The 21,799-nt window shown below is 38.7% G+C and carries 16 protein-coding genes; 7 read left to right on the top strand and 9 right to left on the bottom strand.

Annotated features, from left to right (window positions below):
• Positions 1-174 precede the first annotated feature (174 nt).
• The 5 genes from HH219_RS19165 to HH219_RS19145 all read right to left on the bottom strand — a co-directional run bounded on the left by HH219_RS19165 (position 175) and on the right by HH219_RS19145 (position 8,377).
• Complete coding sequence (locus HH219_RS19165; RefSeq protein WP_054205491.1) at positions 175-1,392, bottom strand: M23 family metallopeptidase; 1,218 nt, start codon at positions 1,390-1,392, stop codon at positions 175-177.
• Positions 1,393-1,615: 223 nt separating this feature from the next.
• Complete coding sequence (locus tag HH219_RS19160; RefSeq protein WP_169328356.1) at positions 1,616-4,513, bottom strand: ligand-binding sensor domain-containing diguanylate cyclase; 2,898 nt, start codon at positions 4,511-4,513, stop codon at positions 1,616-1,618.
• A gap of 162 nt (positions 4,514-4,675) precedes the next feature.
• Positions 4,676-5,317, bottom strand: a complete 642-nt coding sequence (locus tag HH219_RS19155) for a CatA-like O-acetyltransferase (protein ID WP_054454151.1) — start codon at positions 5,315-5,317, stop codon at positions 4,676-4,678.
• 92 nt (positions 5,318-5,409) lie between these two features.
• Positions 5,410-6,450, bottom strand: coding sequence for a Glu/Leu/Phe/Val dehydrogenase (locus HH219_RS19150; RefSeq protein ID WP_169328355.1), 1,041 nt, complete (start codon positions 6,448-6,450; stop codon positions 5,410-5,412).
• 400 nt (positions 6,451-6,850) lie between these two features.
• Entirely contained in the window at positions 6,851-8,377 is a 1,527-nt protein-coding gene (locus HH219_RS19145) for a fumarate hydratase (RefSeq protein ID WP_169328354.1), read from the bottom strand.
• A 164-nt stretch (positions 8,378-8,541) separates the two neighbouring features.
• Between HH219_RS19145 and pabB the strand changes: the two genes are divergently transcribed.
• From pabB to HH219_RS19130, 3 genes are all read left to right on the top strand, one after another.
• Positions 8,542-9,888, top strand: a complete 1,347-nt coding sequence (pabB, locus tag HH219_RS19140) for an aminodeoxychorismate synthase component I (RefSeq protein WP_169328353.1) — start codon at positions 8,542-8,544, stop codon at positions 9,886-9,888.
• A 5-nt stretch (positions 9,889-9,893) separates the two neighbouring features.
• Positions 9,894-10,484, top strand: coding sequence for a CoA pyrophosphatase (locus HH219_RS19135; RefSeq protein ID WP_054205497.1), 591 nt, complete (start codon positions 9,894-9,896; stop codon positions 10,482-10,484).
• Positions 10,485-10,584: 100 nt separating this feature from the next.
• Positions 10,585-11,961 (top strand): L-serine ammonia-lyase, encoded by a 1,377-nt coding sequence (locus HH219_RS19130; RefSeq protein ID WP_054205498.1) that lies wholly within the window; start codon positions 10,585-10,587, stop codon positions 11,959-11,961.
• Positions 11,962-12,008: 47 nt separating this feature from the next.
• On the opposite strand, the gene cysB is transcribed toward HH219_RS19130, so the two are convergent.
• On the bottom strand, positions 12,009-12,986 hold the full coding sequence (gene cysB, locus HH219_RS19125) for an HTH-type transcriptional regulator CysB (RefSeq protein WP_054205499.1): 978 nt from the start codon (positions 12,984-12,986) through the stop codon (positions 12,009-12,011).
• Between the two features lie 322 nt (positions 12,987-13,308).
• On the opposite strand from cysB, the gene HH219_RS19120 reads away from it, so the two are divergent.
• The gene (locus HH219_RS19120; RefSeq protein ID WP_054205500.1) at positions 13,309-14,067 is read left to right on the top strand and encodes a hypothetical protein; all 759 of its coding nucleotides are present in this window, start codon (positions 13,309-13,311) and stop codon (positions 14,065-14,067) included.
• Positions 14,068-14,091: 24 nt separating this feature from the next.
• On the opposite strand, the gene HH219_RS19115 is transcribed toward HH219_RS19120, so the two are convergent.
• Positions 14,092-15,384 (bottom strand): NCS2 family permease, encoded by a 1,293-nt coding sequence (locus HH219_RS19115; protein ID WP_054205501.1) that lies wholly within the window; start codon positions 15,382-15,384, stop codon positions 14,092-14,094.
• Between the two features lie 128 nt (positions 15,385-15,512).
• Between HH219_RS19115 and HH219_RS19110 the strand changes: the two genes are divergently transcribed.
• The 3 genes from HH219_RS19110 (at position 15,513) to HH219_RS19100 (ending at position 17,126) form a co-directional block, all read left to right on the top strand.
• Positions 15,513-15,968 carry a sel1 repeat family protein gene (locus HH219_RS19110; RefSeq protein ID WP_054205530.1) on the top strand — a complete coding sequence of 152 codons (456 nt, stop codon included), beginning with the start codon at positions 15,513-15,515 and terminating at the stop codon, positions 15,966-15,968.
• 204 nt (positions 15,969-16,172) lie between these two features.
• Positions 16,173-16,607: a SulA-like leucine-rich domain-containing protein gene (locus tag HH219_RS19105; RefSeq protein ID WP_169328352.1), complete on the top strand. Its 435-nt coding sequence runs from the start codon at positions 16,173-16,175 to the stop codon at positions 16,605-16,607.
• Positions 16,608-16,646: 39 nt separating this feature from the next.
• Positions 16,647-17,126, top strand: a complete 480-nt coding sequence (locus HH219_RS19100) for a YchJ family metal-binding protein (protein WP_054205503.1) — start codon at positions 16,647-16,649, stop codon at positions 17,124-17,126.
• A gap of 134 nt (positions 17,127-17,260) precedes the next feature.
• Here the strand turns inward: HH219_RS19100 and HH219_RS19095 are convergent, their stop codons facing one another.
• On the bottom strand, positions 17,261-20,542 hold the full coding sequence (locus HH219_RS19095) for a PAS domain-containing hybrid sensor histidine kinase/response regulator (RefSeq protein ID WP_249118561.1): 3,282 nt from the start codon (positions 20,540-20,542) through the stop codon (positions 17,261-17,263).
• 27 nt (positions 20,543-20,569) lie between these two features.
• Positions 20,570-21,799 (bottom strand): ABC transporter substrate-binding protein, encoded by a 1,230-nt coding sequence (locus HH219_RS19090; protein WP_169328350.1) that lies wholly within the window; start codon positions 21,797-21,799, stop codon positions 20,570-20,572.

The following is a 21,799-nucleotide window of genomic DNA, read 5'->3' as shown; positions in this document are numbered from 1 at the left end:
TATATTTGTGATCTTCATGGCTATTGTTTTAAGTTGTTTTTGGCGAAGTAATTTGATCACAATTAGTCATGAAGGTCGATCCCCTTTACTCATCTTTTTTTAATTCATTTCGTGGGGATTCGTCAGGCTTGGGTATATAAGCGGTCTGTCGATTATTGCGCTAAACCCATAAACTTAACGATATAACGGTTGCCATGCACACGTGCGATAACCATAGCGCTCAAAATAGAAATTGTTGCAATTGCTATCATAATTGCTGTTACCAACATCAATACGATGACCACTTATATATTGATTATGCAATGATACTTGCTGGCCATTGTATAATAAAGTGAAGTGCACATGAGGGCCGGATGACTGTCCTCCTTCGCACAATGCCTGCCCCTTACTATTAGCATAACGGCCAAGCCATGCGCCTGGCTGAACATAATCGCCGCTGTTGTATTGCAAATTCGACATATGATAATAACTAGTTGAATAGCCACTTGAATGCGTCACACGGATATTACAAGAGGAAAAACGCGTAACGGTACCACCATGAGCCGCCTGCACATATGGTGTATTGCTACCCCAACCACCTGAGCCATTATTAAAATCAAGGGACGAGTATGGATACCCAGAACCGGTATTTGAATGTGCACCACCACTGTACCAATAACCAGATGGCCAAGGGAGGTTCATTGAAAAACTCGCTGCTGCTAACCGTGTATCATTATTTTGTACTGCGTGTATTGAAGGGGTTTGTAATTGCGCGTAACTATCTGGAAATAAACTATCAAAAGTAGTTAAAAATGCCGTGATTGCACTTTTCGAATTGCTTACTTCATCTTTATCCAACGTCAATTTTGAACGTTTTGCTAACACACTCACTAACGCTGCAGTGGCAGCAGTACTGCTACTTATGCTCGCGTTGCGAGTGATTTCAATACCTGTAGATTGCACATCTTGCCATTGTTTATACGCGTAGAAACGTTGAGCTAATTTAGTTACCACATCTTCTATTTGTGCATCAAACCCTTGTTTATCTGATAAGCCTCTTAATGGCTTATTGATATCTGCATCTAGGTTAGAAAGTAAGCCACTTTGCTGCTCAATCAAGGCTAAAATAATTTTAGGATTAATGCTCGCATAACCAGCCCAATGCAATATGAGCTCTTTTTTTTCGTTAAGCGCTGGCGCATACAGGGTAAAGAAACTATCCCAATCTTCATTTAATAAGGTGTTATTAAATACAAATTGAGTATCGTCGACAGCCACCAAAGAGTTTAACTTTAGCGATTTAATTGATTGTTCTGAAAAGCTAAAATCTGCATGTCCGTGACCTTTTGCTGATACTACAGACGAGATACCTAAAACACTCACTAATGCGATATTCATTATTTGATTTTTCATCTTTCATTTCCTTTTATATAGTAAAAAGATCCCAAAGAGGGAACAAAAGATATAGCACCAATGTTAATAAATAGTTAATTATATGTTTTTATGTTTGTATTAATAAAATTTATGTCCCTTATATAACCTCGTGTGTAGGTTGTTTTTCACTCCAACAATTTGTACAAAAAACAAACTAAAATTAAATTATTGATAAAATGTAAAAATCAATGAGTTTTGAGCGTTAACTATTATTAACTTCGACACGGTTACGGCCGTGATTTTTTGCTTGATAAAGCGCCTGATCTGCCTGCGCAAGCAAACGGTCATAATCATTAACAGTTAATGAATCTGCAACACCAAAACTCACTGTGACTGTTAAATCACTGGCAATATTTGAAAGGTCGTAGTTTGCAATTTTCATCCGTAGCTCTTCACAAACTAGAGCAGCTTGCTGTGCAGTTTTATTAGGGAAGAATAATGTAAACTCTTCACCTCCCCATCGAGCTATCTGGCTCGTATCAACCTCACTACATTCACTCAACAGATGAGCAACGACGCAAATTACACGATCACCAATAATATGTGACCAGCCATCATTTATGCGTTTAAAATGATCAATATCCATTATCGCAATAGCCAAAGGTAAAGATTGCTGCTTGAAATCCGAAAAATTATCTGCCAACCAAGTATCAAATGCACGACGATTTGGTAAGTCCGTTAACTGATCATGTGTGGCCTGATGTGCAAACGCATCAGCTTGCTGCTGTAGATCTTTAGTTTGCTGTATTACTCGCAGGGTAAGTTCTTTTTCAATTTTTTTAAAGTGATATAGGCGGTATTTGTATAATGCAAAAGACAAAATAACCAGCGCTAAAAAAAGCATAACTTTAAAGCTTAACTTTTGCCAAAAATAGGACTGAATTACAAATGTAATACTCTTAGAATTATTTTGCCACTGCCCATTAGGGTAACCTGCACGGACAATAAAAGTATATTTGCCCGGTGCTAAATTGGTGTATTCGGTAATTGTTAACTGCTGGCGGTTTACCCATGTGTCATTGTAGCCGAGTAGTTTCGTCTGAAAGTTTAACCGCTGCGGCATAATAAAGCTCAAACCAGCATAATTAAACGATAACCTTGAAGCCCCTGGCGGTAGTATTATGTCCTTACCATCAAAAGCCAATGGTGTACTTTTACCATCAACATACAAGCTTTCTATGACTGTTGGTAATGATATTTGCGCTGCTTTTTTTAACCGTTCAGGCATAACAGTGCTTACACCATGCGCGGTTGCAAACCAAATACTGCCATCTTGGTGAAATGCAGCTGCCGGGTTTGATCCCCCATTAGCTTGGGCGCTGAGCATGCCATCACCTTCATCATATAGTTGATACTGAAGTCGTTTATTTTTACTTGTTTGGGGGTTATCAAGTAACTCGTTAACTTGTTGTTGTTTAACCTCAAGAATACCGCGATTACTCGATAACCAAAACGAATCCCCTTGCGCAACTAACTGGAAAAGTTTATCAACCGGTAGACCTTGTTCGCGTCCTAGAATAGCGATATCGCCAGTAACAATATTAAACCGTACTAACCCCCTATCAGTGGCCATCCACATTAAATCGTTCTGGGCATAAAACCCGAATGCATATTGAGCGTTAAATTGCTTAGGAAATGCTTGCTCTTTAAACTGACCTAATACGTTATTAAACATAGCAGCGCCCACACCCGTTCCGGCCCAAACATTCCCAAGCCCATCCAAAGCTAAAGCAATTATAAACTCACCGGGCAAACCTTGCTTAGTGGTATATTGCAGTGTTGTTCCATCGGGATCAATCCGGCTAAGCCCTGTCGCAGTCCCCACCCACAGGCGCTGTTGCTTATCAAATAATAAAGCCCTAACTTCATTACTTGATAAGCCATTATCACGACTCTTAACCGGGTAAATCTTGCCATCAATTACCCGCATTAAGCCGCTGGTATAAGTGCCTATCCAAACATGTCCGTGTTGATCTTCAGCCAAACTTAAAATAGATAAAGGGTCGCCCTTATTCGCAAGTGAAATTGATTCAACCTTATCACCCAGGATTCGGTTTAATCCTGTGCTACTGCCAATCCAAACACTGCCATCTGAGTGAGGCAGTACCGTTCTGACATAATCACCACTTAGCCCACGCTTTTTTGTCCATGCTGAAAATGGCGCTTCACGTAAACGGTGTACACCACCATTAGTCCCGATCCAAATACTGTTTTCACGATCTTGAAGTAACGATAAAATACGGTTGGCGGGCAAACCTGCGTCTGAATCAAGTCGTTCTAATCCCAGTTCACTGAGTCGAAATACACCTTTATTAATAGTCCCAAACCACAGAGCATTGTGGTTATCTTGCAATACACTTGAAATAGCAATGCCATCCAGCTGTTCATCAATACTAACAAACCGGTTACTCACATATCGCCATGCCCCCTTTTCTCCAGCGACGATTAATTGCCCTTCTTGAGACATAAATAATGTATATATTGGCCCTGTAGGTAAACCACTCTTAGGGGTAATTAATTTGGCTACTTTATTTTTTATTTGATATAAACCATCACTGGTTCCAGCCCAAATAACGCCCTCGCCATCTTCAACCAATCGATAAGCACTTAAATTAATTAATACACTTTTATCTTCTTCATTCTCATCACGATAAGCCACCCCATCGCCCTCTAAGGCTAACCATATTTTGTTATCACTTGTTTTTAAAACATGATTAACCATTGCTGAGGCATTTTTCTGTGCAGACCAATGCCCTTTGCGTAGATGGCTAATGCCACCACGTGCGCCGCTAATGTAGAGGCTACCATCAGCTTGAGGAACTAAACTTCGAAGCCCTGAGTCTGGTAATCCTGTAATTTCTGAACGGGTGAATAGTTTAAACTCTCGGCCATTGAAGCGAGCAAGCCCTTCCCACGTTGCTATCCATATATAACCATCTTTTGTCTGTACAATACTGTTGATACTGTTGTGAGGTAATCCTGAACGTGTATTCCACGTTTCAGAAAAATAGTCATTAAGAGGCAAACGAGTTGCTTGCGCAGCTGCGCATTGGGGCGCTATCAACATCAATAAGAATAAGAATAAACACACTCGTATCATTTTACTCAACGCCTTCGAATCCATGAATGACTACTTTGTTTGCAGCCGTAAAGTTATTGATAATGATTTGTAAACGCTTATGGATCATTATTTTTCTGTATAAGAATTATATTAACATACCACTTATTTTACTTTCATTAATTTAATTAATAACTTTATTTACTAATTCGTGTTTATAAACTGTGTAATCGCAACTTGCAGTTCATTAATAAACTTTGCAACGTGTAAACCATCCATTAGTGCATGGTGCACATCTATTGATAACGGCATTTTCCCCGTTAATTTATTTAACTTTCCAAATACCAATTTTGGAATACCTAAATTCGTCCCTTGCGTAAAAGCATGAGAAAAGCTCATAAAATCGAGCCATGGCAATACTGAGATATGAATTAAATCAGCTTGCCCTTCAGTTTGTGAAAAAGCATGTGAAAATAACGGCTGCAATTTTGCCGCTGTACTTACGTGTGTTGCATGAGTTTGAAAAGCAAAAAAACTATCTTGTTGTGTAAAATAACTAAATCTAAATGTGTCATCTTGCGCGAGTTCGACTACGCTTGCACGCGCCGTGTTTAGTTGCCAAGGTGCATCATTAATAACTCGCTGCAACATAGGTTGATATCTATGACAAGCTTGTAGTGTTAAATAAATATAAGATTGAAAAAAAGAAATTTGCTGCGCTTTGCAATAGTTATAAAGTGGCTGCATATCTAGTTGCACACAGACATTAAAATACGGTTGAGTAAAGTCTTTAAACAGTGAAAAGTGCTGTTGCCGCGGCCAAGTGGTTAAGTCGATAGGTGTCATTACAAATTACTATACAAGTCAGAGATAATTGTATCGTGAGGGATTTGTTTACTAAAGTAAAGGCGTGCAGAGCACGCCCAAAGCTCGATTTGTTATAAACCGTTTTTAATAATTTCTTGCGCTAATTCATCCGCAATTAAATGCGTTGATTTTTGCTCTTTTTCACTGCGCGCAAAAATTTCAGTCAAGGTATTAAAAATTCCCTCAACATGTTTATTTGACGCTTCTGCGCTGTAACCTTCAGGTGCTGTTTCATAATAAACATTGATAATACCACCAGCATTTATCACGTAATCTGGCGCGTATAAAATACCTTTTTTACGGATGATCTCACCATGGCGAGATTCAGCTAATTGATTATTTGCACAACCAGCAATAATTGTCGCTTTAATGCGTGCAATTGTCGCATCATTAACTGTTGCACCAAGTGCACACGGTGCGTATACATCCACATCAAGATCATATATCTCATCAATGCTCACTGATGTTGCAGCAAAATCATTGACTACACGGTCAATGGCGGCTTGGTTTATATCAGTTACAAACAATGTTGCACCGGCTTCATATAAATATTTACATAAACTATAAGCCACAGCACCTAAACCTTGTACCGCCACTTTAATGCCCGTTAAATCTTGATGACCACGTTGATGCTGTAAAGCCGCTTTAATACCTAAAAATGTACCATACGCAGTGAACGGTGATGGGTTACCGCTTTTACCTTCTAGGCCTAATACATAGTTAGTTTCTTTATTCATAATAGCCACATCACCGCAGGTAATGTTTACATCTTCTGCAGAATAATAACTACCATTTAAGCGCTCTAATTGGCGACCAAAAGCACGAAATAATTGTTCTGATTTTATTTCTTTCGCGTTGCCAATAATCACAGACTTTCCTCCACCAAACGGTAAGCGTGCTACTGCATTTTTGTAGGTCATACCTTTTGATAAGCGCAGTGCATCAACGACAGCGTCATCGTCACTTACGTAATCCCACATTCTGCAACCACCTACAGCAGGGCCTAAATTAGTATTATGAACGGCAATAATTGCACGAAGACCTGATTCTTTATCCGAACAAAAAACCACTTGCTCATGGTTATCAAAATCAACTTGATTAAACACAGCCACTTTATCTTACTCCGAAATTTGTAACCCGTGAGAGGGTATGCGCGCTGAAATTGTCGAGACTCTATCACTTCATATTAGTGCTTGCCACTATATGAGATGATAAACCCAATCTAGATATACCAATACAATAAAAACATTAAATACACCTCACAAATAGCATATTAAATTCAAAAATTAACAGTATATGGAATAATTAATTAACTTATTTAATGTTGAAGCATGAAACCGTTGACGTGAACGTCAACTTAAATATTATTGTAAAGTAAAAATTACAAGGTCAGATCTGGAATAATCGAGGGATTTTAAATAGTTGCGAGAAGTTCGAAAGCTTACATCCAACTGGTCAGATGTGAAGGCGGTATTGAAAAGTATTTAAATACCGCCAAATATAACTCAAATATTACTGTAGTTTAGAGTTCAGCTCTTCTATTTTAGCTTTCCAAATTGCTGGACCTTGCGTATGCGCATTAGCGCCTTCACTGTCGACTGCCACTGTTACTGGCATATCTTCAACTTCAAACTCATAGATAGCTTCCATACCTAAATCTTCAAATGCCACAACACGGGCTTTTTTGATTGCTTTAGACACTAAGTAAGCAGCGCCACCTACAGCCATTAAATAAACCGATTTATTATTTTTAATAGACTCTACGGTAGCAGGGCCACGTTCCGCTTTACCAATCATGCCAATAATGCCAGTTTTCTCTAACATCATGTCAGTAAATTTATCCATGCGTGTTGCTGTTGTTGGGCCTGCTGGGCCTACTGCTTCATCGCGTACTGCATCAACAGGGCCAACGTAATAAATAAATTTATTATCAAAATCAACACCTGCAGGTAAACCTTCACCTGAATTGATCATATCCTGCAGGCGCTTATGCGCAGCATCACGGCCAGTCAAAATAGTACCTGATAGCAATACTGTGTCACCCATTTTCCACTCGCGCGTGTCTTCTTTAGTCAACGTATTTAAATCAACACGGCGTGTGCCTTCACCTACTTCAAATGTTACTTCAGGCCAATCTTCAAGCTTCGGCGCTTTTAGGTTAGCTGGGCCTGAGCCATCAAGAGTAAAATGTACATGGCGAGTTGCAGCACAATTTGGGATCATAACCACAGGCTTAGAAGCTGCATGGGTTGGTGCTGTTTTAATTTTCACATCAACAACGGTTGTTAAACCACCCAAACCTTGTGCACCGATACCTAGTTTATTGGCACGTTCAAAAATATCTAAACGCATTTTCTCTTCGGTCGTTTCAGCACCACGCTCTATAAGTTCATGAATATCAACCGGATCCATTAACGATTCTTTTGCCAGTACGGCTGCTTTTTCGGCTGTACCGCCAATACCTATACCTAGCATGCCTGGTGGGCACCAACCCGCGCCCATGGTTGGTAAGGTTTTTTCAACCCATTCAGCCACATCATCAGACGGGTTTAACATCACCATTTTGGTTTTATTTTCAGAGCCGCCGCCTTTTGCTGCAACCATCACTTCAATATTACCGCCTGCCACTAGATCAATGTGCACAACTGATGGCGTATTATCTTTTGTGTTTTTACGGCTACCAGCAGGATCTGCAACAATCGATGCGCGTAACGGGTTATCTGGATTCAAATAAGCACGACGCGTCCCTTCGTCAACCATTTGCTGTACAGTCAAATCTGTTTTATCCCATTTAACATCCATACCTACTTTTACAAAACACGTAATAATGCCGGTGTCTTGACACAGTGGACGCTTACCTTCTGCCGACATACGCGAATTAATAAGTATTTGTGCAATCGCATCTTTAGCCGCTTTACTTTGCTCTTTGTGATAAGCTTTTTCAAGCGCTTGAACAAAGTCAAGTGGATGATAAAACGAAATATATTGCAAAGCATCTTCAATGCTATCAATAAAATCTTGCTGACGAATAGTACTCATAGGGGTTCCTTAAATTACCGTTACGTGTAAACACGCAACCTTGGTCAAACCGGTGACGGTGGTTTGTATAGCGCATAGGCGACGTCACGAAACGCTGCCAAAAAATTATAACTTATGATACCCTCCCAGCCCGTTTCGAGCCAGTTTTACAGGGTAAAAAATAGATGATAAACCAACAAAAAACCTGCATTCAATTAGACATTTCGCTCAACTGCATAGAGCTTTTCACCTATTTTGCTCATTTACCCTACGCAATACTATTAGATTCGGCCAATAGCCATCATGTGAACAGTCGCTATGATATTATAGCTATCGCACCAAAAATACGCTTAGAGGTTAAAAATAACCTCACTTATATTGATGGCCAAGTAACGTCTCAAGACAGCTTTGCTATTATGCAGCAAGAGCTTAATGAATTAGATAGCAGCAAAATTCAACCCGCCTTACCTTTTAGCGGTGGTTGGCTTGGCTATTTTGGTTATGACTTTGGCCGAGTTATTGAACAAGTTCCTGAGCAAGCCATTAACGATATTCATATGCCACAGCTTAGCCTTGGACTCTACCCAGATGCGCTTATTTACGATAAACAACGCAACAGCTGGTTTTATGTCGCCCAGCCTGATACCGACAGGCTTGCTCTGTATTTAACGCCTTTAAATGATGTACCAACACAACAGCAAGCATTTAAAATAACCCGTGACTGGTTATCTAATATGAGCCGAGATCAATACGGCGCTAAATTTTCAAAAATTCAAGCTTATTTAAAAAGTGGCGATTGCTATCAAATAAATCTTGCTCAACGTTTCGAAGCGCAATACCAAGGATCACCATGGGAAGCTTACTGCCTATTAAGAGAAGCCAATAAAGCGCCGTTTTCAAGTTTTATCAATCACCCTGATGGCGCTATTTTATCTATTTCCCCAGAACGTTTTATTGCCATCACTGACGGGCACATAGAAACCAAACCAATCAAAGGCACGCTACCACGCAGCCTTGATGAAGTAACAGATGTTCAACAAGCAACGCGCTTACAAAAATCATCCAAAGACCGCGCTGAAAATGTCATGATAGTTGACTTGCTGCGCAACGATTTAGGCAAAGTTGCAAAGCCTGGCACAGTGCAGGTCCCCTCTCTATTTGCTATTGAAAGTTTCCCCGCAGTGCATCACTTAGTCAGTACAGTCACTGCGCAATTAGCTGATGATAAAACAGCCGTTGATCAACTTCATGCGGCATTTCCCGGAGGTTCAATCACTGGGGCTCCCAAAATTCGAGCGATGGAAATTATTGAAGAACTAGAACCACATCGTCGCAGTATTTACTGTGGTTCAATTGGTTATTTAAGCGCCTGTGGCAATATGGATACCAGTATCACTATTCGTACTTTAGTATGTCATAAACAACATATTTATTGTTGGGCTGGCGGCGGAATTGTCGCTGATTCTCACGTTGATTTGGAATACCAAGAAACTTACGATAAAGTAAACAAAATTCTACCTTTATTGAAGTAACCTGTGTGAATAGTCAACAGCTTATGGCGCGTTTTCAGCTAAGCGCACCTATTAATGAGCATGCGCAGCAAATTCAGAGTATACGCTCTAAACGTCCACAACGGGCCAGTGCAGTCATGTTGCCATTAATTGATATAGACAACAGCGCACATATATTATTATGCAAGCGCCCTACTTTTTTAAATCATCACCCGGGGGAAATTTGCTTACCTGGCGGTAAACATGAATTAACCGATACAAACTTACGCCATACCGCACTGCGGGAGCTAAATGAAGAGCTTAATATTGCCCCATCGAATGTAACTATCGTTGGTCAATTAGCAGATTACTCCACCCTCACAGGTTTCACGATTACGCCCTATGTAGGCTTGTTAGCACCCAATACATTTTGGCAAGCTGATAAAAATGAAGTCGCTGCAAGTTTTTTGCTGCAAGTTAGTGCACTCGCTAATGTAAATAATTGGCATCCTATAAATTTTGAGCGTTTTGGTAAGATAATCACTTTACAAGGGTTTTCAACCCCTTATGGATTACTATGGGGCGCAACTGCAAGCATTATAAAAAACTTTACAAAACAGCTCGCCATACCAGTTTAAAACTCTGTTGCAAATGGTTACAAGGGTATAATTACGCGTTATTATGTGCGACCGTTCAAAGGCAGCAATCGTGCTGAGTAAAAAGTAGAGTAAAGTAATTATGATCAGTGCATTTGATATGTTTAGTATTGGCATCGGGCCGTCATCATCTCACACCGTCGGCCCAATGCGCGCATCGCGTTTATTTGTTAACGAACTACAAGAACAAAACTTATTAACCGATGTCACCAGCGTTAAAGTCGAGCTGTATGGCTCATTAGGACAAACAGGTATTGGTCATGGTTCAGGTAAAGCCGTTATTCTAGGTCTTGCGGGTTATGACCCAGAAACGATCGATGCCGATTTAGTCGATGATATTCTCACTAAAATCGAAAATGAACAAGTTATCCACTTAAATCAAGTACATCAAGCCAAATTCCCGAAACAAGGTGCGATCGTATTTCATCGTCGTAAAACCTTACCAAAGCATTCAAATGCAATGGAAATTATTGCATTTAAAGGAAGCGATAAACTCCACAGTAAAGTTTATTATTCAATCGGCGGTGGCTTTATTGTAACCGATGAAGAGTTTGATAACGAAAAACAAGCTGCACTTGATATTCGCGAAGAAAATCCTGCACCTTTTCCATTTGGCAGCGCTAAAGAATTACTCGAAATGTGTAAAGACTCCGGGTATAGCGTATCAAGCTTAATGATGAAAAATGAAAAAACACTTCGCACTGAAGATGCCATAAAAGATGAATTATTCAATATTTGGCAAGTAATGAAAGCGTGTATTGAACGCGGCATGCGTACTGAAGGTATATTACCGGGTGGTTTAAAAGTAAAGCGCCGCGCACCTAGTCTGTATTTAAAACTCAATATTGAAGTCAGTAATGATCCACTTCGCGCGATGGATTGGGTTGATTTATTTGCCTTAGCCGTCAATGAAGAAAACGCCGCAGGTGGTCGTGTAGTAACCGCTCCTACTAACGGGGCAGCAGGTATATTACCTGCGGTATTAATGTACTACCATACATTTATTAAAGAGGTGGATCGCGATATCGCGACTCGCTACTTGTTGACTGCTGCTGCTATTGGCATACTTTATAAAAAGAATGCATCAATTTCAGGTGCTGAAGTTGGCTGTCAGGGCGAAGTAGGCGTTGCCTGTTCAATGGCCGCAGGTGCACTTACTGAAATTGTTGGTGGTAATGTATTACAAGTTGAAAATGCGGCTGAAATTGGCATGGAACATAACTTAGGTTTAACCTGCGATCCTGTAGGTGGGCTTGTTCAAGTGCCATGTATTGAACGTAATGCAATGGGCGCAATTAAAGCGATTAATGCCTCCCGTTTAGCAATCCGCGGCAGTGGCGAACAAAAAGTATCATTGGATAAGGTAATTAAAACGATGCTTGATACTGGTAACGACATGAAAACAAAATACAAAGAAACCGCACGTGGTGGCTTAGCTGTCAATATTATCGAGTGTTAAGTTTTACGCATTAAAAAAGCCGCTTTTGCGGCTTTTTTAATGCTTCATCACTTAACAGGTAAATCTATACCTTCAAACAATTTGTCTACATCATCTTGATTTCGTAATAAGCTCGCCCGTTCAACACGCTCTTTTGTTAAGTGAGGTGCAAAGCGCTCTATAAAATCATACATATAACTGCGTAAAAAACTGCCTTTTCTGAAGCCGATTTTAGTCGTACTGGCTTCAAATAAATGACTCGCATCAATACACACCAAATCAGTATCTGAGACTTGATCTATTGCCATTGATGCAACTACACCGACCCCTAGCCCAAGGCGCACATAAGTTTTAATCACATCGGCATCCGTTGCTGTAAAAACAATATGGGGGTCAAGCCCTTGTGCATTAAATGCTTTATCAAGCTCTGAACGCCCAGTAAAACCAAATACATACGTAATTAATGGGTACTTTGCAATATCAGCTACGGTAAGTGAATCTGCTTTTTTAGCTAGGGGGTGATCTTTTGCAACTACAATACTGCGATTCCAGTGGTAACACGGTAACATCACTAAATCTGAATATAAATGCAATGCTTCAGTTGCGATTGCAAAATCCGCATCCCCTCTAGCTGCAGCATCAGAAATCTGCTGCGGCGTTCCTTGATGCATATGCAACGATACTGCAGGGTACTTCTTCATAAAGCCTTGAATAACACTAGGCAGCGCATAACGTGCTTGCGTATGCGTTGTAGCAATATTCAGCTTACCTTGATCTGGCAATGTGTGCTCATTTGCGACCGCTTTAATTCCTTCGACTTTAGAAAGAATCTCGCGTGAAATATTAATAATTTCAGTCCCAGCACTGGTCACATGAGTTAAATGTTTGCCACTTCGTCCAAAAATTTGCACGCCGAGTTCATCCTCCAACATACGAACTTGTTTAGAGATGCCTGGTTGTGAGGTAAATAAACTTTCAGCTGTTGCTGATACATTAAGCTTATGGTTTTGAACTTCGACGATGTATCTGAGTTGTTGTAATTTCATGGCTGCATTTTTAGTGTTGTTATACTGCTTATTTATAAATGTTACACCGCTTCAAGCCAAGCTTTATTTCTTCTTAAAGAAAATAAATACAGCCACAGGTACATTTATAAGACTAATGCATCAAGGCTAGCATAATCCTACGCCTTGAGGTAGCCATCATTTGACTGGTATTCAAATTGGAAAATATTATGAACGTGCAATTAATAGTAATAAATAACCACAATGCTAATTTTATTTTGTATAAGCTGCGCAAAACTACCCAGTTAGCATATATTTAATGTAAGATAAAAATTATTAGTTTGAGAAACCAGAGACCAAAACCATGATCGTTTCTATTATTATTATGTTAATTGTTGCGCTGATCGTCATTGCCCTTTGGGTTAGTGCTGTACAACAACATAAAGAGAAACAAGAGACTGAGCGTCGTAAAGACCTTACAAAACAAAAAAAGATCATCGAAGAGTCTGAAGATGTGCTTCTTAATAGCGCCAATATCCCCATGTCAGATCACATTTTATATGTTATTCAGCGTCGTATTTATGACGCGCTATCTTCAATGGTACAATTATCCCCCACTTCAAAAGAACTAAAAAACCGCCTAAAAGAATCAAAAGAACGTCTAGCAAACAAGCCTGAAGGGACAAACGGTGAGAACTTAGCGTTACCGGATAACGACAAGCAACTCATTGCATTGATCCAAGGTATAAAAAAATTAAGAGTGATACTACGTTCTGAACATGGAAAAGGGAAAGTAGATAGCCAAGTATTCGTTGCCGAAGACAAACGCCTAGAAAAACTCCAACTAAAAATAAATATAGAAAGTCAAATAAAGCGAGGTTTATCAGCACGTTCAGCTAATATGGTCGGCTCAGCTAGGCAATACTTTGAAAAAGCTTATGCGACTATTTCTGCAATTTCCTACACCGATGAGTATGTAACAACCAAACGGGCTGAGCTGGAAGGTTACCTGGAAACAATTAGTACTGAACTTAAAGCTTCAAATGCAACGGCATTAAAAAAGAAAAACGAAGAAGAACAAGACGACTTAGATATTTTATTTGCACCGAAGAAAAAGTGGTGATCACTTTTTCTTCGTTTTATCTTATTAGGACAAAAATGCAAATTTAATAACAAACATCGCTGTTAGTATCCATACACTGATACTAACTTCATCACGTTTACCACATAATACTTTAACAGCCGTATAAGAAATAAAACCAAGTGCAATCCCATGCGCGATTGAAAACGTTAAAGGTGTCATTAACAGCACTACACTGACCGGAATGGCATCTGTCATATCATCCCAATTTACAAACTTTAAATTTTGCAGCATTAAAACTGCAACATATAAAATTGCACCAGCGGTAGCATAAGCAGGGACCATTTTCGCAAGCGGTGCAAAAAACATCATCAATAAAAAACACAGCCCGACCACAACAGCGGTTAAACCAGTACGCCCTCCAACAGACACACCCGCCACCGATTCTATATATGACGTTGTCGTAGATGTGCCAAGTACTGAGCCTGCAATTGTTGCCGTACTATCAGCACTTAATGCTCGTCCTAAGCGAGGCATATTGCCTTTTTCATCGGCTAAACCTGCTTTTTGAGTTACAGCAACTAAAGTACCTGAGGTATCAAATAAATCAACAAACAAAAAAGCAAAAATAACACTGAGCATAGAAAGCTCAAACGCAGCAGCAAAATCCAATTGCATAAATGTAGGAGCAAGTGAAGGCGGCATAGAAATTACGCCTTGGTATTGCACTAAGCCTAAACTCAGAGAAATCAATGTCACTAATAAAATACTGATCAATACACCACTTTTGAAATCACGAAATAATAACGCCGCGATGACAAAAAAGCTTAAAATTGCAAGTAATGGACCCGCAGAAGTTATATCTCCAAGCTGAACTAACGTGGCTGGACTCGCGACAATAATTCCAGCATTCTTTAACGCAATAAGCGCTAAAAAAGCACCAATGCCTGTCGCTATAGCTTGTTTAAGAACAAGCGGAATCGCGTTAATTATCCACTCCCTCACTTTAAATAAACTTAAAAGCAAAAAAATGCAGCCCGATATAAACACGGCACCTAACGCAGCCTGCCAAGTATGGCCCATACCAAGCACCACACCATACGTAAAAAACGCATTCAATCCCATACCTGGCGCTAACGCTAATGGATAATTAGCCCAAAAGCCCATAATAAAGCAACCAATTGCAGCTGCGATACAAGTAGCAACAAAAGCCGCACCTTGATCCATACCGGCCTCAGCTAACATGGCCGGATTAACAAAAACAATATAAACCATGGTGATAAAGGTCGTTAAACCAGCAATACATTCACGGCGCACAGTCGAATTGTGCGCGCTAATTTTAAATAACGCATCAAGCATAATGATAATTCATTTTCACAGGGGAATAATTTCGTAATTTTATCACAGATTAAAAGAATAATAGGACAAATCACCCGGTCTTAGACTAAACTTACGTAGTGTATAAAAAAAATAACATGCGTGGCATTATGACTGATACATCTCCAATTGGCCTTGATCTTGAACAACAACTTGAAAACGTGTTGTCATTTATAACTCAACCAACAACAGTTGAGAATAAAGACCCCACACCTGAAACATCGGACAAAACAGTAACGAAAGCACTTTACTATTTAAAAAATGAACAGGTCCCTCTGGCCGCTAAATGGATGCGTCTAGCTGCGATGGCAGGCAATCACAAGGCACAGTTTTATCTGGGCTTATTTTTTATTAAAGGCCAAGGCGTACCCAGTAGCATTTTTCATGGTGCGGTATGGTTAACTTTAGCCAGCAGCCAAGGCTATGAACCTGCAACGATCACATTAGCAGACTTACGTAAACACATAACAACACGTCGCTTTAAAGATGCACAATGTTATGCAGCATCATTGTATGAACAAATTCATCAACAACAGTTTTCTCACCTAATCCCATCACAATCCTAGCCAAAGGAATTAAACGATTTTTTAATTCACTAAAAAATAAATATTTGAAATTTAAAAGATTTAAACTTTTCACTTCCGCATTTGATCTATTAAAAAAAATTAAAGGCAGTAATCGTATAAAAAATTGGCAAAAAACGCTTGCACACAAACACTGTATAAACTACTGTATACACATACTGTATAAACAACCAGTGAGTAGAACCTATGTTACAGCCAATTACTGTTAGAACCGTTAAAAGCTATCAACAAGATAACCTAAGCTCGTCAGTAAATTTAATTCAAATTGAGGATGAGATATCAGCTACTTTTGAACTACTAAAGGTTCTACATCATTATAATAATAAAAATGCATGGACATTATTAATAGCACCAGATCATGTACCAAGTAAAGCTCTGCTGGATTCATACTCAATTGATACAAGTAAGCTCTTAGTAATAAGACAAAAGCATCTTGTGAATTTAGAATATGTTTTAAATTCTGCATTACATAATGGTAATTTTGCAGCGGTGATAACATGGACTGATATCGTAAAAGATAATCAAATTAGTAATCTCTCACTAAAATTAGACCAAGCTAGCGCAAAGCTATATTGCTTTACTAAGACACAAAACATGACAGAGATAGCATTAGCTCAATAAACTGCTAAAATGCCGTTTTTGAATAAACATATTTGAACTATGACTACACATACTGACAAAACTTGCTTGTGTGGGAGCCTTCAAAGCTACCAAGACTGCTGTGAAAAATTACACTTAGGAACAATACAAGCAACTAGCCCAGAACAGCTAATGCGCTCTCGATTTGTTGCATATGCCCTAAAAAACGCAAAATATGTTTACCAAACTTATGCACAAGAAAAACAAGCCGAAAACCCTGTAATAGAAATTGCTGACTTTGCTAATAGTTGTCGCTTTATATCATTAAGCGTCATTAGTACTGACCACAACGAAGAAACAGGCTATGTTGAATTTTGCGCTAGTTATTTTTATCAAAATTTATATTGTCAGTTACATGAAAAATCACAATTTATCAAAGAAAATAAGCTATGGCGCTATTTAGATGGCGAAATTTTCCCTGTTACTGATATAAAAGTAAATCGTAATGATGAGTGTCCATGTGGTAGCAATAAAAAATATAAAAAGTGCCATAGCGTGTGATCTGACTCTATAAACTTAGCGCTAAATAACTAAATTGCATATAAATAAATCAACATTTAAATACAGAATGTATTCTAAACGAGGGCGTTCAAAAATCAGCTCAAGCACTGCTTGTATGTTAGCTTATCTTATTTTCATTTTAAGGAATGGGGTAACCATAAAAGCAGTTTTTCGAGTAAGTTATCTTGCATAATGGGTTTGGGTACATAATCATCCATCCCAGCTTCAATGCACTTTCTTTTATCACCTACCATGGCATTTGCTGTCATCGCGATTATTGGAACTTTTGCGTATATTTTTCCACACTTTAGTTCTCTAATTTGCCGCGTAGCCTCGTAACCATCCATTACTGGCATCTGACAATCCATAATCACTGCGGTATATTGTTCAAATTGCTGGGCGTTTTTTAGATAACTAATCACTTCTTCGCCATTTGCTGCTACATCTATTTGATGTAATCCTAGTTTGTTCAACATACTTATTGCAACAATCTGATTAACTTGATTATCTTCAGCAAGTAAAATTCGAATTGAAGGTTCCCATATTATATTTTCCACAGCGCCATTGCTGCGCAGTGTTTTTGTGAATTGTTGTGACAACTGGCTCGCTCTATCAGAGTAAGCTCCGCTGCCTACCGTGCTCGCAAATACCGCAAATAAATCAGATGTTATTGCTGGCTTTTTAAAGCTACCTGAAAAACCCATTTTTTCAAAGTATGCATCATCGCCCTTATCATTTATTGTCGTCATAACAATCAATTGAATACTTTTGTGACTCTCATTAGCAAGCAATCCTTTTGCTAATTCAATACCATTCATACCCGGCATATCCATATCTAGAAAACCAATATCAAAAGTACGCTTATTTTTTTCATAGAAGGTATTTGCGACCGTGAATGCATCCGCTGAAGACATCGCCACCTTAACATTCGCCCCCCAATGTTTAAGCTGTGAGCTTAATACATTAAGGTGCGTGCAATTATCATCAACTACCAGTATATTTAATTTGCTGATATCCACATTAGGTATTATGGGCTGTGCCTTATCAGATTTTGAAAGTTGTACATAAAAACTAAAACAACTACCTTTTCCATCATCGCTTTCAACACTCACATCCCCATTCATAAGCACACATAATTTTTTAACGATCGCTAAGCCGAGCCCTGTACCACCAAATTTTCGCGTTGTTGATGCATCAACCTGTGAAAATGATTTGAATAACTTAGTTTGCTGATCCTGCGTTATGCCTATGCCAGTATCTTTAATATTGCATCTGAGTTGCCAGTTTTCTATATCCAATTCACTTAGTATGACCTCAACTAATACCTCCCCTGAAGCAGTAAATTTAACTGCATTACTGACTAAGTTAGTTAATATTTGTCGTAACCGCCCTGGATCACCTTGAACACACGAAACATTTACTTGAGTCATATCTAAAATAAATTCAAGACCTTTATCATGTGCGGGCACCGCCGCAGACTGAGCAAACTCACCTAGCATATCTCGAATATCAAACTCTAATATCTCTAGTTCAAGTTTTCCTGCATCAACCTTAGAAAAGTCTAAAATATCATTTATCAAAGTCAGTAAAGAATTCGCACTACTGGAAGCAACCTTTACTTTATAATATTGATCTTCATTCAGCTTTGAGTGTTTCAATAAGTTTAACATGCCGAGTACACCATTCATCGGTGTTCGTATTTCATGACTCATTGCTGCTAAAAACTCACTCTTTGTCACATTAGCCAACTCAGCCTGCCCTTTAGCTTCAACAAGTTCTTTTTCAGCTTCTACTTTTTCAGTAATGTCTTGCTGTATTCCAACAAATGCACTAAGTACACCTTCATTGCTAAATACGGGAGATATTTGTAAGTCATTCCAAAATGGTTTATTTTCTTTTGTGTAATTTAAAATCTCTACACGATGAATTTTTTTAGCTTGCAGCGCCTCTTTGATTTCTTTAATCGTTTCAGCACAAGTGTCGACTCCTTGGAGAAATCGACAGTTTTGTCCTAAAATTTCATTACCATAGCCCGTGATCCGAGAAAACGCACTGTTAATGAATACAAGCGGTGAGCCCTCTAAAGTTGCATCGGCTATGCAAATTCCCACATTGCATGATTCGATCGCATTCGCTAATAAATCATTTTGCTCTTTTGCAGCCTTTAATGCCTCTTGCCCAGTCTTTTGTTCTGTTATGTCAGTAAGTGAACCCGCCATACGAATAGCGTTGTTTTTATCGTTCTTTAACGCAATGCCTTTAAGCCTAAAGTGTCTTATTTCACGTGTTTTTGTGTACAATTTCAACTCAATGTCACATGGTTGATTATTCTCTAAATGCAAAGTAAAAACATCTAACACCCTATTCTTATCTAATTCATGTATTTTTTGTTTAAAACTTTTTAGTTTATTTGGAAACCCTTCGATATCATGATGTTGATAGCCTAATAGCTCTCGAAAGCGGGGGGAGTAATAAACCGTTTTATTGGCTATATCCCAATCCCAAATTCCGTCTGTAGTGCCACTGATTGATAACTTATACCGCTCTTCACTTTCGGCTAAGACTTGCTGCGATCGCTCCAAGCGTTTAAATGGATTAAGTAAAAGTTGCTTACCAAATATCAATAAAATTGCAAAGGATAATATGAGGCTAACAATCACAGCTAAAAAAATATCTCGCGTAAAGCCTGATACTTTTTCTTCTAAAACGCTTGTGCTGATTAAATATTCTAATTGAATCCCGGTGTCACCTATGTATTGCTTATTAATGCTCAAATATTCTTTATTAGCATCTAAGTTCGAGTATAAAACCAATGGTCCCTGCAAGGTTAAACCATAAGCATTACTCTCAATTGCTGAGGATAAAAGCTCCTCTAAGCTTGTGCTAAACTCGACCAATAAGACCCCTTCAGTAAAGTCACTGTATTTAACTGACACTGCAATTTTAAAGAAATTTTCATTGTTGCGCGTTGACAATATAATCGCTTGCTCTGCTTTCTCATCAAGTATTTTTTGAACCCAGCTATTTTCGTCCTCAGTTTCCGTTATATCTATCGCAGGAAAGTTTTCATAAATAGGCACTCTTAATATATTAATAAGCTTTATTGATTCTGTATTGCCCAATATTTTGTAGTCATTCAAAAAATCAGCCACGGATGCTTGAGATAGATCTGTCCCCATTACACTGTTTGATAAAATAGGATGGCGAGATAAATCCCGTAGTATTTGCTGGCGGGTATCTAAAAACTGCCGTAGATAACTAACTGCTAACTCTGACTCAACTTGATTGGCTTTGCTATACAGCTTATTGACTGAATCTTCAGCTCTGCTTCCAACTAAGTAAGTACTAACTAAAATAGACAGTAATAAACTAGTAATTAAAAAAGCATAAAATGCTTTATTTGATGACATAGTCATTATTTTTTTTATAGCCACCAGCATACTTTATATCTCACGCTGAGGAGTAATGATGTGTATTTGTCCGGTGTTATTAAATTGCGCCATACAGATATCTTCTGCACCGAGTGCTTCGTGCGCATCAGGATTGTCCTCGCTCCATATTGAATAAGGCCTCTGATAAACTTTCATTAATCCTGTAATGGGTTTATCTAACTCTTCCAGCTTCTTTCTAACTCTATCTCTTACGATATTTACCTGTGCAACCAAATCAACATCATTCATCGCTGCTATCAATATTTTGCCTATATCGTAGCCATGTACAAAGCCTGCGGGCGCTAATAAATGCTTTTTTTGTTTAAATTCATCAGGGAATAACTTTGCAGCTATGTCTAGCACCTGCTGTGTATGTAGGTCCAAATCGGGGCGATTTAAATCAAAACAACTTTGTAAAAAATATAACGGTAACCCATTATTTAATTCACCACTGACTGAGTTAAAAAAATCACCGCCTGTGATACCCCAGTGGCTCACTATCGGCTTTTGTTTTTCTTTTGGTAGATTTGCCATTGCTTTAACGAAATACTTTCCTTCAACAGCATTGCCAACAAACAGCACACAGTCGCTTTTTGATTGCTCAATTTCTTTTAGTAAAATGCTGGCCTGAGATAATTTTACATTCCAATTAAACCAATAAACGTTATTAGGTATCGCACTGCCCAATGCATTCGTCATGGTTTTATGATTAGATATCCCCCATGGTGTATTTTCTAAAAGTAAATCAACTGAGTTACACTTTAATGTTTGCGTTGCGTACTCTACCATTTTCATGCCAGCTTTAGTGTCATCTAGTGATAATCTAAATACCCAATTTTTAACCTTTGGGTAGCGGGTAATTGGCCCTCCCGCAGCCCACGGTACAAGTAGCAACAACCCATTTTCATTAATAAAATCTCTATATTTTATATATGGTGGGGAATGCAAGCCTCCAAGAATAGCAAGACCTTTGGGGTCGTTTAAAAAACGTTTCATCGTCAAAAAGCTACGGTTACTATTCCCACGATTATCTTTTCCTAAAAAATCAATTTGATAGCCATTAACTGTATTGCCAATTTCATTAAGTGCAGTCATAAACCCCATCTGCATAGCAACTGCAGATGGGTTATGGGTGGAATAGTCTGAATCATGATAGATATTAAACACGCCAAGTTTTTCAATAGAATCTTGCGCAAAAGCACTACAATTAAAAACAAAAAACAACCAAAAAACAAGCCTCAT

It is taken from the genome of Pseudoalteromonas sp. NEC-BIFX-2020_015 (assembly GCF_012952265.1).
GTDB classification, from domain to species: domain Bacteria; phylum Pseudomonadota; class Gammaproteobacteria; order Enterobacterales; family Alteromonadaceae; genus Pseudoalteromonas; species Pseudoalteromonas neustonica.
The sequence above is the reverse complement of the archived record's forward strand: the minus strand, read 5'-3'. Positions and strand labels throughout refer to the sequence as shown.

Coding starts and splice junctions, on each gene's coding strand:
- HH219_RS19165 (WP_054205491.1), bottom strand. CDS start 1,392: ATGAAAAATCAAATAATGAATATCGCATTAGTGAGTGTTTTAGGTATC.
- HH219_RS19160 (WP_169328356.1), bottom strand. CDS start 4,513: ATGATACGAGTGTGTTTATTCTTATTCTTATTGATGTTGATAGCGCCC.
- HH219_RS19155 (WP_054454151.1), bottom strand. CDS start 5,317: ATGACACCTATCGACTTAACCACTTGGCCGCGGCAACAGCACTTTTCA.
- HH219_RS19145 (WP_169328354.1), bottom strand. CDS start 8,377: ATGAGTACTATTCGTCAGCAAGATTTTATTGATAGCATTGAAGATGCT.
- pabB (WP_169328353.1), top strand. CDS start 8,542: ATGATAAACCAACAAAAAACCTGCATTCAATTAGACATTTCGCTCAAC.
- HH219_RS19130 (WP_054205498.1), top strand. CDS start 10,585: ATGATCAGTGCATTTGATATGTTTAGTATTGGCATCGGGCCGTCATCA.
- cysB (WP_054205499.1), bottom strand. CDS start 12,986: ATGAAATTACAACAACTCAGATACATCGTCGAAGTTCAAAACCATAAG.
- HH219_RS19120 (WP_054205500.1), top strand. CDS start 13,309: ATGATCGTTTCTATTATTATTATGTTAATTGTTGCGCTGATCGTCATT.
- HH219_RS19115 (WP_054205501.1), bottom strand. CDS start 15,384: ATGCTTGATGCGTTATTTAAAATTAGCGCGCACAATTCGACTGTGCGC.
- HH219_RS19110 (WP_054205530.1), top strand. CDS start 15,513: ATGACTGATACATCTCCAATTGGCCTTGATCTTGAACAACAACTTGAA.
- HH219_RS19105 (WP_169328352.1), top strand. CDS start 16,173: ATGTTACAGCCAATTACTGTTAGAACCGTTAAAAGCTATCAACAAGAT.
- HH219_RS19100 (WP_054205503.1), top strand. CDS start 16,647: ATGACTACACATACTGACAAAACTTGCTTGTGTGGGAGCCTTCAAAGC.
- HH219_RS19095 (WP_249118561.1), bottom strand. CDS start 20,542: ATGACTATGTCATCAAATAAAGCATTTTATGCTTTTTTAATTACTAGT.
- HH219_RS19090 (WP_169328350.1), bottom strand. CDS start 21,799: ATGAGGCTTGTTTTTTGGTTGTTTTTTGTTTTTAATTGTAGTGCTTTT.